We start from the raw sequence: 14,038 nt of genomic DNA, 5'->3' as shown, positions 1-14,038 counted from the left end.
AAGATGAGATTTCCCAGCAAGTAAGACCCCTTGAAGACGACGAGGTAGATAGGTTCGAGGTGGAAGCGCGGCAACGCGTGGAGCTGACGAATACTAATCGGTCGAGGGTTTCATCTGGCGAGCCGCAGCGAGCGGCAGCGGAAGCAGAAACGATAAGTTCGCATCCAGTTTTCAGGGTGTAAATGAAAATTCCCTGTAGACAAACGATAAAGTTTGTGCTAAAATCAATGACGCTGTTCCCTGATAGCTCAGTCGGTAGAGCACTCGGCTGTTAACCGAGTTGTCACAGGTTCGAGTCCTGTTCGGGGAGCCATATGGAGAGATGTCCGAGTTGGTCGAAGGAGCACGATTGGAAATCGTGTAGGCGTCACAAGCGTCTCGAGGGTTCGAATCCCTCTCTCTCCGCCAGCTCATCGCGGCCCGTTGGTCAAGGGGTTAAGACACCTCCCTTTCACGGAGGTAACAGGGGTTCGAATCCCCTACGGGTCACTTTCATGGACGCTTAGCTCAGCTGGGAGAGCATCTGCCTTACAAGCAGAGGGTCGGCGGTTCGATCCCGTCAGCGTCCACCATAACATCGCGGGGTGGAGCAGTCCGGTAGCTCGTCGGGCTCATAACCCGAAGGTCGTAGGTTCAAATCCTGCCCCCGCAATAAGGTTTTCGATCGGCTGATGTTCGCTTGCGGGATGTGAGCCGAGTCGAAAACGCAAGATGGAGCTGTGGTGTAGAGGCCTAACATGCCTGCCTGTCACGCAGGAGACCGCGGGTTCGAATCCCGTCAGCTCCGCCACTTACAACCTTGACAACCGTAAGGCTCGGTAGCTCAGTTGGTAGAGCAGAGGACTGAAAATCCTCGTGTCGGCGGTTCGATTCCGTCCCGAGCCACCATGCAGGCAAGCGACAGAAATTATGCCGCTATAGCTCAATTGGTAGAGCAACTGACTTGTAATCAGTAGGTTGGGGGTTCGATTCCTCTTGGCGGCACCACTGTGGAGGCTTAGCGAAGTGGCCAAACGCAGCAGACTGTAAATCTGTTCCCGTTCGGGTTCGGTGGTTCGAATCCATCAGCCTCCACCACTTTACCTTCCTTGCCTAGGGGCATAGTTTAAAGGTAGAACAGCGGTCTCCAAAACCGTTAGTGTGGGTTCAATTCCTGCTGCCCCTGCCAGTTGTTTTGAAAATTTGACATGGCGGTCGTGGCGAAGTGGCTAACGCATCGGATTGTGGCTCCGACATTCGAGGGTTCGATTCCCTTCGATCGCCCCATTACACACGTTGGGGATTAGCCAAGCGGTAAGGCAACGGACTTTGACTCCGTCATGCCTAGGTTCGAATCCTAGATCCCCAGCTTCATACGCGGACGTGGCTCAGTGGTAGAGCATCGCCTTGCCAAGGCGAGGGTCGCGAGTTCGAATCTCGTCGTCCGCTCCATTTTTATTTCCGGCGCCATAGCCAAGTGGTAAGGCAGAGCTCTGCAAAAGCTTTACCCCCAGTTCGAATCTGGGTGGCGCCTCCAAATCTGCCTACAGGCCGGGGTGGCGGAATAGGCAGACGCAAAGGACTTAAAATCCTTCGGTGGGTGACCACCGTACCGGTTCAAGTCCGGTCCTCGGCACCAACGTTTGTTAGTGAGTATGCACCCTTAGCTCAGCTGGATAGAGCGTTTGACTACGAATCAAAAGGTCAGGAGTTCGAATCTCTTAGGGTGCGCTTCTGCTGGTGTGGCGGAATGGCAGACGCGGCGGACTCAAAATCCGCTTCCGGCGACGGAGTGGGGGTTCAAGTCCCTTCACCAGCATAACCGAACAAGAAGCTCCGCAGTTCGAAACAATCGGACTGCGGAGCTTCTTTTTTTTGCGTGGAGCGACGACGCAGAGCTAATTCCCCGCCGATAAGCTTACCGAAGCTTATTTTTTTGCTTTTGCGAACGCGGGTCGTACTTCGCGCCTGCTTCATGGAAAAACGTATGCGGGTGGAAAATGGTATGCTCCGTCAGCCGCCGCGAAGCTTCGCGAGGAGTGTAACGAGAGTCCTGCAGGCGCCCATGCGCGGCTCTGGAATTATGTATAAGCTCCGAAACATGTCTGTAGATCGGATGTAAGCGCTGCCGCTACAATGGCGGTGTACAACACGACAGACGATTTGGGGTGAGCGCGCGTGGAGAGAGTGGCGACGACGCAGATAGCGGGTGCGTCCTTAAGGCGTTCCTCGTTATCCGCGAGGCTGTGGAAGGCAAGATGGTATTACTTCTTTATGCTGCCGGGACTCGTGTATTTTCTGATCTTTAAAATTTTACCTATGTGGGGCGTGTTGATGGCGTTTCAAAACTATCAGCCGTCCCTCGGGTTATGGGGCAGCAAATGGGTCGGCTTCAAGCATTTCGAACGGCTTTTTCAGTCGCCCGATTTTTGGATGCTGTTTAAAAATACGTTTATGCTGGCGTTGTACAACCTTGTCATTTATTTTCCGATTACGCTGATTCTGGCTCTGATCCTGAACGAAGTGCGCCATGAAGCCTACAAGCGGACCGTTCAGACGCTTGTGTATATTCCGCATTTTTTATCCTGGGTCGTGGTCGCGGGCATCACGTTTCTGCTGCTCGGATCGGAGGGGTTGTTCAACAAAATCGGAGAAACGTTCGGCCAGCCTCGGGTGGACTACCTGTACAGCACGGATTGGTTCCGGCCGCTTATCGTCATGCAGATCATCTGGAAGGATGCCGGATGGGGAACGATTATTTTCCTCGCGGCTCTGGCCGGGGTTAACGTGCAACTGTATGAAGCCGCCAAAATCGACGGGGCGTCGCGGTTCCGCATGATGTGGCATATTACGCTTCCGGCTATCCGCAGCGTTATCGTCATCCTGCTTATTTTGAGGCTGGGACATTTCATGGACCTCGGCTTCGAGCAAATTTACCTGATGCTCAATTCGCTGAACCGCGGGGTCGGGGAAGTGTTCGACACGTACGTGTTCCGGGTCGGCATCCAGCAAGGACAGTTCAGCTACAGCGCCGCCGTCGGTTTGTTTAAATCGGTGATCGGCTTGGTGCTGGTATGGTCCGCGAACCGGATCGCCAAAAAATTCGGCGAAGAAGGCATCTACTGAGGGGTGAGAGCATGACCTATGATCGTACGTTAACGAACCGGCTTATCGATATGGTCATCTACGGCATTCTGGGCGTCATCTCGGCATGCGCGCTCCTTCCGTTCCTGTACGTCTTCATCAATTCGTTCTCCGCGACGGAGGAGCCGTTCCCAAGCGAATGGACTTTGTCCGCTTACCGCTATATTTTCTCCACCGACAAGTTTCTCCGCAGCCTGGCCGTCAGCGTCTATATCACGCTGCTGGGCACGGCGCTGAGTTTGACGGCGACGGCCTTCATGGCTTACGGCTTGTCCGCCCGTTCGGTTCCGGGGCGCAAATGGGTGCTGCTGATGGTGCTGTTCACGATTTTGTTCAGCGGCGGCATGATTCCGACGTATTTTGTCGTGCGTGCGGTCGGTCTGATCGATACACTGTGGGCGTTAATGATTCCCGGTTTGATGAGCGGCTTTTATCTGCTGGTCATGAAGGATTTCTTCCAGAGCGTGCCCGACGAACTGAAGGAAGCGGCACAAATCGACGGCTGTCACGAAGTCGGGATCTTCTTCCGCATCATCATTCCGCTGTCTCTGCCGGCTTTGGCTGCATTCGGGCTGTTTTACGCCGTTGGCTTGTGGAATCAGTATTTCAGCGCCATTCTCTACATCAACGACAGCACGAAATGGCCCGTGCAGGTGCTGCTCCAACAAGTGATCATGCAAGCCTCGGGGATCGGCGACTCGACCCAAATGGGCGAGAACATGTCCTTCTACGGCCAGTCGGTCCGGATGGCGGTTATTATCGTCACGACGGTCCCGATCTTATTGGTCTATCCGTTCCTGCAGAAACATTTTGCCAAGGGTGTTCTTCTGGGCTCGGTGAAAGGATAACCGGGCTCCGGAGTCTCCATATGCATCAAATTCAAACACATAGGAGGTCTGCAACAATGGCTGGGGCAAAGAGAAGGGGAAAAGGATCGGCAAGCGCGGTTGCGCTGCTGTTGGCGATGTCAGTCGCGGCAGCCGGCTGCAGCAAGGGAGACGGCGGTAGCGCAAGCTCAAGCGAGCCTAACGCTTCGCAAGGGCCGAGCGCGGCGGCAAGCGGCAATCCCGCGGAGAAAAACGAGCCGTTTAAAATTACGATGTCGATGAACTTCGACGGCAAAGATATTCCGAATCCGAACAACCCGGTGCAGCAGGCGATCGAGACATATACGAACACGAAGCTGGACATCCGGTACACGCCGGGCGCGCAGTACCAGGAGAAGCTGTCCGTTCTGATCGCGTCGGGAGATTTGCCGATGGTGGTCGCAAGCTACGGCGCTCCCAAGCAGTCGTACCTGCTGACCGCGTTCGAAAACGGCGTGTTTTGGGATATCGCGCCTTACCTTAAAGAGTACCCGAACTTGTCGAAGCTGAATCAGGCCATCTACGACAATATCGCGTACAAGGGCAAAATATACGGGCTGCCCCGCGAGCGGCCGCTGGCCCGCAACGCGTTCATCTATCGCGCGGATTGGCTGGAGAACCTGGGCATGCAGGAGCCGAAAACGCTGGAAGAATTCTACAATATGTTGAAAGCGTTTAAGGAAAAAGATCCGGACAAAAACGGCAAAAACGACACCTATGGCTTGAGCACGGGCAATGTCGGCGGATCGGGTCCCGAGCCGTCTGCGTACGGCGTCGTGTTGGGCGCGCCCAACGTGTGGGAGGTGCGGAACGGGGAATTTATCCGCGACGTGTTCACCCCCGAGTACCTGGAAGGCTTAAAGTTCCAGAAGCGGCTGTTCGAGGAGGGACTGATCCACCCGGACTTCGCAATGATGGACCGTCCGAAGATGGAAGGCGAATTCGAGAACGGCAAGGCCGGCGTCATCTATAATACGACCAATGTCGCGGTGTCGTACGAAGCCCGGGTGAAGGCGCATTTCCCCGACGCGAAAATCAGCTTCTTCAGTCTGCTGGCGAACGACAAGGGAGAGAAACGCATCGCCGGGGCGATGGGCTCCAACGGCATACTGATGTTCCCCAAATCGAGCGTCAAGACGGAAGCCGAACTGAAACGGATTCTGAAGTTTTTCGATCAACTGGCCGACAAGGAGATGGCCGACCTGCTGGAGTGGGGCATCGTCGGCAAGCATTCCCAACGGAAAGACGGCAAGTACGAGATGATCAACCAGGAAGCGTTCGACAATGAAGTGGCGTTCCCCTATAAGTGGCCGCTGCGCGTCGTCGCCCTGGATGCCATCAAGTCGCCGGGCATTGTGAATCCGCTTGTGGAGAAAGAGATTCAAGTGACGGAGGAAAACAAAAAATACGTCGTCAACAATCCGACCAACGCGATCTTGTCGGCAACGTTCACCGAACGCGGCGTCGAGCTGGAGCAGATCATCAAGGACGCCAATACGAAATTCATCATGGGCGTCATCGACGAAGCCAAATGGAAAAGTGAAATGGAACGGTGGAAAAGCTCCGGCGGCGATAAAATCGCCAAGGAATATGCCGAAGATTGGGCCAAAGGGAACAAATAACCGCAATGATCGGGGACAAGTCAGCCGGAGACGGGGGCTTGTCCTCGTTTCCCGCTGCGCGGCTAGAAAAATGTATGTGCCGGAAATTTGCCGCTTGAACAGGGAACCGGCCTTCCGATATGATGGGGACAGCGAGAGGGGGATGAGAGATGCGAAAAACATGCGGACGCCGCTTCGTTGCCGTTGTCGCGATACTTCAAGTCACCCTTTTCTTGTCGACATCCTGCAGCCCGGCCGGAGGAGCGAAGCAGCAGCCCGAAACGGCAGGGAAGCCGCTGATTACCGTAGGCATATATGATCGCGGAACGGTTCCTACCGAGGAAGGCACGGTGGCCCATAACCGCTGGACCCGCTGGATTAACGAGCATAGTCCGGTTGCGGTGAAGTTTATTCCGATTCCGCGGGGAGAATCCGTGCAGAGGTACAAGGCGCTGTTCGCGTCCGGCAACGCCCCGGATCTGGTGCTTGACTTCGATTCGTCGTTTCTGGCGGAACTGGTGGCCGACGGTCAAGTCATTCCGATCGATGATCTCGTCGAGCGCCACAGCACCGAATACAAGAAGCTGCTGGAGCAATACCCGTTGGTGCGCAAGCTGGCGACGGAACCGGACGGAAACATGTATCTGATCGCGCAGATTACCGGCTTGAAGACCAACCACTCCCTGTTGATCCGGGATGATTGGCTGGAAGCGCTCGGCTTGGAAGCGCCGCAAACGGCGGAACAATTATTCGAAGTTGCGAAAGCGTTTGCATTTTCCGATCCCGACGGCAACGGCCGCGACGACACGCTCGGCATCAATTTTACCGGACTCGGTCCGTTGTTAAACAACAAAATCGCCGGAGGGATTCGTCCTCTCGATATGATGTTCCGCAACGTCGGCTACTTGATCGAGAACGGGCAAGTGGTAAGAGCTTGGGAGCAGGCGCAAGCGGCGCTGGCCTATCAGAAGCGGTTGTACGAGAGCGGCGTGATCGATCCCGACTTCATGACCGACAAAGACGGGGAGAAGGCCAAGCTGGATTTCGTAAACGGGAAGCTCGGCATCTTCTGGGTAAGCAGCGGCATCGAGGACGCGTACCCGCTGCTGCAATCGTTGCTGAAGCATGTCCCGACGGCCAGGGTCAAAGCGATCCCGCTGCCGAAAGGACCGTTCGGGCAATTCAATCCGCTGGCCAAAGCGCCGGTGCAACTGGTCGGAGCGATCAACAAAAATGCTTCCAATCCCGAAGCCGTGATGAAGTATATCGATTTTATGGTTTCCGAAAAAGCGCTGACCGCGCTTCGATTCGGCATCGAGGGAGAACATTTCGAGCGGACCGCGGACGGCTGCTACCGGTACATCGACCGGGAGAAATACAACCGCGAGATGTCCTGGACGCTTGACCTGTATATGCCTTCGGCCCGCGTCATATTGGGCAAATGCAATTCGCTGGCGTCCTCGCTCGATCCGACGAATCCGATCGACAAGCAATACATGGAGATTGAGGCCGACGGCGAGAAGTATTCCCTGAATCCCGACGTGGAATTCGCGTATCCGGTGTGGAACTGGCCGACGCTGCCCAAAGGGCTGCAGATGTCGATGGCCGACGGCATCTATGCGCTGACCGACATCTACTACCGCGCGATCGTCGATCCGGCCTACAGCGTCGAGCAAGCGATCGCCGATGCCCGGCAGGCCTGGGAGCAGTCGGGAGGAACGAAGGCGGACGAATATTACAGAAGCTGGTTTGCCAAAAACCGGGAGCGTGTGCTCTTGTCCAATGAATATTACTCGATCCGGTAAAAACATCGCGAATTGGCAGGGGCGGTCCAATGAATCGAAAATGGTTTTATCGCCAATTGATCTCGTACGTGCCGATTTTTTTGCTGATCACCTCGTTCCTTGCATATATCGCGTTCTTCTCGCTCAGCGAGATGTCGAAAAAATCAGCGCAGCAGATTAACGAAATGGCAACCGGCCGCCTGCTGCAATTGGTGGACCATTCGCTGCAGGAGATCGACAAGCTCGTCCTCAAGGAGATGAGCGACAATTCCAGGCTGCTCCGGTACTTTTACGGCGGGAACGCGGCCGTATTGAAGGAGAGCGAAGCGTCCGACACGATCCGGAGCTGGATGGTTTTTAATCCGCTGATTCATTCGGCCTATCTGTACCGCAAAAGCGACGACATCGTCCTGACCAACACGCTCCGCGTTCCGCTCTCCCAGTTCGCGGACGCGGAATTTCTGATCCAGCAGACCCGGGACCGGACGTACAAGCCGTGGAGCAATCCGAGGATGTACCGGGACTCCACCTTTCAGGGCCGAACGGAACAAGTCGTATCGATGGTGAAGCCGGTGCCCGTCTCAAGCGGCGAGTTGGGCGTGCTGGTGGTGAACGTCAAGACGTCGGATCTGCAGGCGATCCTGAATCCGCCTTCCGATTCGCAGCTGAGCTTCATCGAGTTGTACGACAGCAAGGGGCTTCCGTTCCGCCAGCGGGCTGCGGATGCGAATCTGAAGGTGCTGACCGAGCTGCGCTCCGACTATACCGGCTGGACGATCCGGAGCGGCATCGGCCAATTCCGGTTGTCCGATTTTTCGGAAAGCAACCTGATTACGACCGTCGCGATCGCCGTTTTGTCGATCGTAATCGGAACGGTGTGGTTTATTTTCGTCATCCGATTGAATTACAAACCGATCGGGACGATTATGGACCGGCTGAAATCGGCCACCCAGTTGAAAGGCAAGGTGCCGGATGCGGAGGACAGCCACGAGCTTCAGATCATCGAAACGGCGCTCGACAATTTGATTCGCCAATCCATCGATTACGAGAAGGCGCATGAGGAGGATTTGTTATATCGCCGGAAAGTGTTTTTTCACGAGGTGCTGCAAGGAAACCGAACCTTCGGACCGGGCGAGTGGGAGCGGGAGCTGGAGATTTTGCAGCTTCCGTCGCATATGAAGCAATTCCGCGTCGTATTGATCGAGATCGACAAGTACGCCCGCTTCTGCTCCGAATATAATCAACGCGACCAGAATCTGCTGAAATTCGCCATGGGGAACATCGTGAAGGAAATGGCGTCGTCCATGTCGTTCACCGTTTGGATGGAGTGGCTGGAGAGCAGCCGGCTCGGGCTCCTGTTTATGGGCGATCAGGCGGAAGAGCAGTCGTCGCGGCCCGTTGCGGAATTATGCGAGCGCATACGGAGCTGGGTTCAGCAGCATCTCAAGTTTTCGGTGACGATCGGGATCGGGGACGCCGTCGACAAGCCGGAGCATATCTTGTTGTCCTTCGGGCAAGCGGAGGATGCGTTGGAGAACAAAATATTTGCCGGAACGAACCGCGTGATCTTGTTCGAGGAGACTCCGGACGACCCGCTATACTCGCCTATTCACGAGTATTTGCCGGAAATCCGCCGCATCACGAGAATGTACCGGATGGGAGAGCCGGAATGGCAGGATGCGTTTAACGAGCTGTTCCGTTCCTTCCGGCATGGCGGTCTGAGCCGTGACGATGTCGTGACGCTGGTGAACGTGGTGATGATGACGTTCTTCCGGGAAATCGCGGAGCTCCCGATGGAATACAAGGAGTTGTGGAAAACTTCGGTGATGCCGGCGATGAACGATGCGTTTGTCGCGTTTGACAGCGTGGAGGAGGTTCGCGTCTCGTTTCTGGAATCGCTGCGTTCATTCGAGAACCGGATGAAGGAGCTGCGGGAATCCCGGCAATACGTGTCCGTGGTCGAGCAGGTGCGCCGTTATATCGACGAGAATTACGGCAACCCCGACTTGTCGCTGGCGCATCTCGGGGATGCGTTCGCCGTCAATCCCAAATATCTCAGTTATATGTTCAAAGAGCAGCTCGGCGTCAAATTCGTCGATTATCTGGCGACCGTCCGGATGGAGTATGCCAAAGGGCTGCTGGAGTCCACCGATTATTCCATTCCGGACATCGCGAATCGGGTCGGCTACGTTCACGCGGTCTCGTTTAACCGGGTCTTCAAGAAAATGGTCGGCCAGACCCCGGGTGAATACCGCAGCCGCAGCAGAAAAGACGCGATTTAGAATATGGTGTCCGCCGCGAAACATGTCTGTAGACGGTGCGGACGGCGGTTGCTACAATGAGGCGCTGAACTGACAGACTTTTAGACTTTTGATCTTCAAGGGAGGACAACTGATGAAAACGGATCGCAGTTATGCATGCTGGCTGCAGGTTGAGAGAATCGGCGAGCCGGCGCTGCGGGATTCATACGCGCGCCGGTGCGGCGAGATCGCGGTCGTTGGCGAAGGCGCCGTGCTGCATACGGCGGCGGATGAATTGGCGGCCGGAATTGCCGCCATGCTTGGCGACGTTCCCGTGCGAACGGCCGGTCAGCCTCGCTATGCCCGGCATCTGCTGCTCGGCAAGCTTCAGGACTTGCCGGCGGAGATTCGGGTCTCGCTTGCGGATGCGGAATCCCGGCTGGGAGAAGAAGGGTATGTCATCAAAACCTGCGGCGATCGCATCGTGCTCGCCGGCAACACCGATCGAGCCGTCTTGTACGCGGCGTTCCGCTTGCTGCGGCTGATGGCGTGCGGATGCGGCCCGGAGGAGCTGTCCATCCTTGACAAGCCGGCGAACGGGCTGCGGATGATCAATCAGTGGGACAATATGGACGGATCGATCGAAAGAGGTTATGCGGGGAAATCGATTTTTTACCGCAACAACCGCATCGTGGACGATCTCACCCGCGTTCGCGATTACGCCCGGCTGCTCGCCTCGGTCGGCGTTAATGCGATTGCGGTCAACAACGTCAACGTGCATGACGAAGAGACGCGGCTGATCGACCGTCACTTGCCGGACGTGTCCCGTCTGGCAGACGTATTCCGCGCCTACGGCATCCGGCTGTTCCTGAGCGTCAATTATGCGAGTCCGGTACAAATCGGCGCGCTGGAGACGGCGGACCCGCTTGATCCGGGCGTCAGGAAGTGGTGGGCGGATATTGCCCGGAACATCTACAACGCGATTCCCGATTTCGGCGGTTTTCTCGTCAAAGCGGATTCGGAATTTCGCCCGGGGCCGTTCACCTACGGACGGGACCATGCCGACGGCGCGAACATGCTGGCGGAAGCGTTGGGGCCTTACGGCGGGCTCGTAATCTGGCGCTGCTTCGTCTACAACTGCCTGCAGGATTGGCGGGACCGGACAACCGACCGGGCGAAAGCGGCCTACGATCACTTCAAGGGCCACGACGGCCGGTTCAAGGACAACGTCATTCTGCAAATCAAAAACGGACCGATGGATTTCCAGGTGCGCGAGCCGGTATCCCCGCTGTTCGGCGCGATGACGGAGACGAACCAACTGCTGGAGCTGCAAATTACGCAGGAGTATACGGGCCATCAGCGGCATTTGTGTTATCTGGTGCCCCAGTGGAAAGAAGTGCTCGACTTCGAGACGTATGCGAAAGGCGAAGGTTCGACCGTGGCGCAAATCGCCAGCGGCGCTTTGTACAACCGGAAATACGGAGGCATGGCCGCCGTGTCCAACATCGGCGACGATCTGAACTGGACGGGCCATCTGCTGGCGCAGGCGAACTTGTACGGGTACGGCCGCTTGGCGTGGAATCCGAGCCTTTCCTCCGAGGAAATCACCCGCGAGTGGATCGTTCAGACCTTCGGCCCGGACCCGGTTGTCGCCGATACCGTCTCGCGTATGCTGCTGGAGTCGTGGAATATCTACGAGAGCTATACCGCTCCCCTCGGCGTGGGATGGATGGTGAACCCGGGCAGCCATTACGGACCGAATGTGGACGGTTACGAATATTCCAAGTGGGGGACGTACCACTACGCGGATCATGCCGGAATCGGCGTCGATCGCACCGTCCGGACCGGAACGGGTTATACGGCGCAATACCATCCGCCGCGTTCGGACGAATACGAGTCGCTGGAGCGGTGTCCGGACGAGCTGCTGCTGTTTTTCCACCACGTTCCTTATACGCATAAGCTCAAATCGGGCAAAACCGTCATCCAGCATATATACGACAGCCGCTTCGAGGGCGCGGAGCGGGCGCAAGGTCTGGTCGAGGCGTGGCGTTCGCTGCGGGGCAGAATCGACGAAAGCCGGTACAATCAAGTGCTGGAGCGTCTGGAGGAGCAAGCGGAACACGCGAAGGAATGGCGCGATGTGATCAACACGTATTTTTGGCGCAAATCGGGTATCCCGGATGCGTTAGGCCGTAAAATATATTGAGCCGTTTGGCTGCGAGCCGGCCGCGAGGCGGCGCCGAAGTCGTCAAAGGTTTCGGCGCCGCCTCTTTTCCGTTTGGCGCGGTTAGGCGCTTCGGGCCCAAGTGTTCCCCGCGCAACAATTGCGCTTGATTCCCCGAACTTTTTTTCGTTTAATGGAGGAAGGCAGGAGGGGACGCGCGATGTTTGAGAAACTGACGGATCGATTCGGCCGGACGCATGATTACTTGCGCATCTCCGTAACGGATAAATGCAACTTGCGATGCGTCTACTGCATGCCGGAGGAAGGAATGGAGTTCGAACCGGACAGCCGGCTGATGGGAGACGACGAGATCGTCCGGATTGTCGAGACGGCAGCCGGGATGGGAATCCGAAAGCTGCGGATAACCGGCGGCGAGCCGCTTGTCAGGAAGGACCTCGACCGGCTGATCGCGCGCTTATCCGCCATTGAGGGCATCGAGGACATCGCTTTGACGACAAACGGGATTTTCCTCGCTCCGCGGGCCGAGCGGCTCCGGGAAGCCGGGCTGACCCGAGTCAACATCAGCCTGGACTCGATGAGGGAGGACCGGTTTCGCCTGATTACCCGGGGAGGCGACGTACACAAGGTGCTTGAGGCGATCGAAGCTTCCGTCCGGGTCGGGTTCTCGCCGATCAAGCTGAATGTCGTGCTGATGAAGGGGCTGAACGACGACGAAATAGCCGACTTTCTGAAGCTTACGCTGGAACGCGGTCTGACGGTCCGTTTTATCGAGTACATGCCGATCGGACATGAGGATGACAACTGGAGGGAGCGTTATCTGCCGCTGTCGGCCGTGCTGGAGACTTGCGCTTCCTTGGGGTGGACGTACGAAGCGGTCGGATCGGTGTACGGGAACGGGCCCAGCGAGAACTATCGGATCGCGGGAGCGCTTGGAACGTTCGGCCTGATTCATCCGGTCAGCGATCATTTCTGCGCGAGCTGCAACCGGCTGAGATTGACGGCCGACGGGCAGATCAAGCCGTGCCTGTATTGGAACTACGAATCCGATGTGCGATCGGTGTCCCGCGATCCGGAGGCGATCGAGCGGGTATTCCGCGCGGCGCTGGACCTGAAGCCGGAAAACCACGAGATGGCTCAAGCGTTGGCGAAAACCGAACGCAGCCATATGCCGACGGTCAGGCGCATGTCCCAGATCGGCGGATAAGCAAGGCCAACGCAGGGAAAAGGCTTCCGCGTGAACGCGGAAACGGGGGAGCTGACTCCGACAGGGATGAACCTGAGCGTACCCAAACCCGTCTGCCTCACATTCGCATAGCGCGGGCTTTGCAAGAAGAAAAAAGGCCGCATCGCTTCCGAAGCCGGAAGAATGCGGCCTTTTTCCCCCGCAGTATCGTCAGATTACGGTACTGGTGTTATTGTTTCTGCCGGTAAACTCCAGAACGATAACCAGCAGTATGAACAGAACGAGGATAATGGCAGTGCGACCCATCAGCTTCATCCTCCTTGTAAATCGGAATACTATATCGTATTGCCGAGGAGGGTAAAGCGTGTCCACCGTCGACCTAAGCCCGATGCCTAAAATTCAGACAAACTCAGGTTGTCCAATCGCCACTGGATAAATTGCTTACATTACATTGCGGTTCCGCCGAACACGAAGCGGTATTCCCAATGCTTCCCGGCGATCGAGTCGATCCGTACGCCGCCGGACTGTTTCGAGTACGTATGAATCATCTTGCCGTTCCCCATGTAGATGGCGACGTGCGTAATCCGCTGCTTCGACTTGTCGATGCCTTTGTAAGCGCTCGCAGAAGTGCCTTTGTAGCTCATGAAGAACATCAGATCGCCGGGCTTCAGATTGCGCCAGTTGGTCGTCGTGGCGCCTTTTTTCTTCACATAAGTCGCTTGTGTGGCGGACGTTGACGGCAGGGTGATGCCCAAAGCCTCTTTATAGACGTGGCGGACGAAATCGGAGCAGTCGAACGTCTTGGTATTGTTGCGGTTAGAACCGAATTCATAAGGGGTTCCCAAATACTTTTTGGCTACGGTAAACAATTTGTTCGCACGGCTGGAAGAATACGAGAACGTCGATACGGAAGTCGTCTCGGCAGCCGAGGCCACATCCGGCGAAGGCAGCGCCACAGTTCCCGCAATCGCGGCAAGTGACAGAAGGGCGGCCAGTTTGCGAATATTCATAGCAATCGGTCCTCCTGTGCTTGTGTGAATTGGGGCGAATGTGGAT

General features: G+C 56.4%; 8 protein-coding genes, 17 tRNA genes and 1 rRNA gene. 25 read left to right on the top strand and 1 reads right to left on the bottom strand.

Features of this window, described 5'->3' with window-relative positions; genetic code table 11:
* The 25 genes from FE781_RS03970 to moaA all read left to right on the top strand — a co-directional run.
* Nucleotides 1-117: ribosomal RNA gene (locus tag FE781_RS03970) — 23S ribosomal RNA — on the top strand; the annotation flags it as partial.
* 120 nt (nt 118-237) lie between these two features.
* A tRNA-Asn gene (locus tag FE781_RS03965) sits at nt 238-313 on the top strand.
* 3 nt (nt 314-316) lie between these two features.
* Nucleotides 317-408 (top strand) — tRNA-Ser (locus tag FE781_RS03960).
* A 9-nt stretch (nt 409-417) separates the two neighbouring features.
* A tRNA-Glu gene (locus tag FE781_RS03955) sits at nt 418-489 on the top strand.
* Nucleotides 490-496: 7 nt separating this feature from the next.
* Nucleotides 497-572, top strand: a tRNA-Val gene (locus tag FE781_RS03950).
* A 6-nt stretch (nt 573-578) separates the two neighbouring features.
* Nucleotides 579-652, top strand: a tRNA-Met gene (locus tag FE781_RS03945).
* 61 nt (nt 653-713) lie between these two features.
* Nucleotides 714-790 (top strand) — tRNA-Asp (locus FE781_RS03940).
* A gap of 22 nt (nt 791-812) precedes the next feature.
* Nucleotides 813-888, top strand: a tRNA-Phe gene (locus tag FE781_RS03935).
* 23 nt (nt 889-911) lie between these two features.
* Nucleotides 912-987, top strand: a tRNA-Thr gene (locus FE781_RS03930).
* A 4-nt stretch (nt 988-991) separates the two neighbouring features.
* Nucleotides 992-1,077: transfer RNA gene (locus FE781_RS03925), tRNA-Tyr, on the top strand.
* A 17-nt stretch (nt 1,078-1,094) separates the two neighbouring features.
* Nucleotides 1,095-1,168: transfer RNA gene (locus tag FE781_RS03920), tRNA-Trp, on the top strand.
* A 22-nt stretch (nt 1,169-1,190) separates the two neighbouring features.
* Nucleotides 1,191-1,266, top strand: a tRNA-His gene (locus FE781_RS03915).
* Nucleotides 1,267-1,276: 10 nt separating this feature from the next.
* A tRNA-Gln gene (locus tag FE781_RS03910) sits at nt 1,277-1,348 on the top strand.
* An 8-nt stretch (nt 1,349-1,356) separates the two neighbouring features.
* Nucleotides 1,357-1,431, top strand: a tRNA-Gly gene (locus FE781_RS03905).
* An 11-nt stretch (nt 1,432-1,442) separates the two neighbouring features.
* Nucleotides 1,443-1,516: transfer RNA gene (locus tag FE781_RS03900), tRNA-Cys, on the top strand.
* 13 nt (nt 1,517-1,529) lie between these two features.
* Nucleotides 1,530-1,618, top strand: a tRNA-Leu gene (locus FE781_RS03895).
* An 18-nt stretch (nt 1,619-1,636) separates the two neighbouring features.
* Nucleotides 1,637-1,710, top strand: a tRNA-Arg gene (locus FE781_RS03890).
* Nucleotides 1,711-1,715: 5 nt separating this feature from the next.
* Nucleotides 1,716-1,798 (top strand) — tRNA-Leu (locus tag FE781_RS03885).
* A gap of 455 nt (nt 1,799-2,253) precedes the next feature.
* Nucleotides 2,254-3,105 (top strand): ABC transporter permease, encoded by an 852-nt coding sequence (locus FE781_RS03880; protein ID WP_211346296.1) that lies wholly within the window; start codon nt 2,254-2,256, stop codon nt 3,103-3,105.
* Nucleotides 3,106-3,116: 11 nt separating this feature from the next.
* Nucleotides 3,117-3,971 carry a carbohydrate ABC transporter permease gene (locus FE781_RS03875; RefSeq protein ID WP_138788311.1) on the top strand — a complete coding sequence of 285 codons (855 nt, stop codon included), beginning with the start codon at nt 3,117-3,119 and terminating at the stop codon, nt 3,969-3,971.
* A 56-nt stretch (nt 3,972-4,027) separates the two neighbouring features.
* Nucleotides 4,028-5,611, top strand: coding sequence for an extracellular solute-binding protein (locus FE781_RS03870; protein ID WP_170209409.1), 1,584 nt, complete (start codon nt 4,028-4,030; stop codon nt 5,609-5,611).
* Between the two features lie 149 nt (nt 5,612-5,760).
* Entirely contained in the window at nt 5,761-7,395 is a 1,635-nt protein-coding gene (locus tag FE781_RS03865) for an extracellular solute-binding protein (protein WP_138788309.1), read from the top strand.
* A gap of 29 nt (nt 7,396-7,424) precedes the next feature.
* Nucleotides 7,425-9,656, top strand: coding sequence for an AraC family transcriptional regulator (locus tag FE781_RS03860; protein ID WP_138788308.1), 2,232 nt, complete (start codon nt 7,425-7,427; stop codon nt 9,654-9,656).
* Nucleotides 9,657-9,768: 112 nt separating this feature from the next.
* The gene (locus FE781_RS03855) at nt 9,769-11,820 is read left to right on the top strand and encodes an alpha-glucuronidase family glycosyl hydrolase (RefSeq protein WP_138788307.1); all 2,052 of its coding nucleotides are present in this window, start codon (nt 9,769-9,771) and stop codon (nt 11,818-11,820) included.
* A gap of 178 nt (nt 11,821-11,998) precedes the next feature.
* Nucleotides 11,999-13,003, top strand: coding sequence for a GTP 3',8-cyclase MoaA (gene moaA, locus FE781_RS03850; RefSeq protein ID WP_138788306.1), 1,005 nt, complete (start codon nt 11,999-12,001; stop codon nt 13,001-13,003).
* A gap of 425 nt (nt 13,004-13,428) precedes the next feature.
* Here the strand turns inward: moaA and FE781_RS03845 are convergent, their stop codons facing one another.
* Nucleotides 13,429-13,992 carry a C40 family peptidase gene (locus tag FE781_RS03845; RefSeq protein ID WP_138788305.1) on the bottom strand — a complete coding sequence of 188 codons (564 nt, stop codon included), beginning with the start codon at nt 13,990-13,992 and terminating at the stop codon, nt 13,429-13,431.
* Nucleotides 13,993-14,038 lie beyond the last annotated feature (46 nt).

Source organism: Paenibacillus thermoaerophilus (genome assembly GCF_005938195.1).
Taxonomy (GTDB): Bacteria; Bacillota; Bacilli; order Paenibacillales; family Reconciliibacillaceae; genus Paenibacillus_W; species Paenibacillus_W thermoaerophilus.
This window is presented reverse-complemented; position numbering and strand designations above follow the sequence as displayed.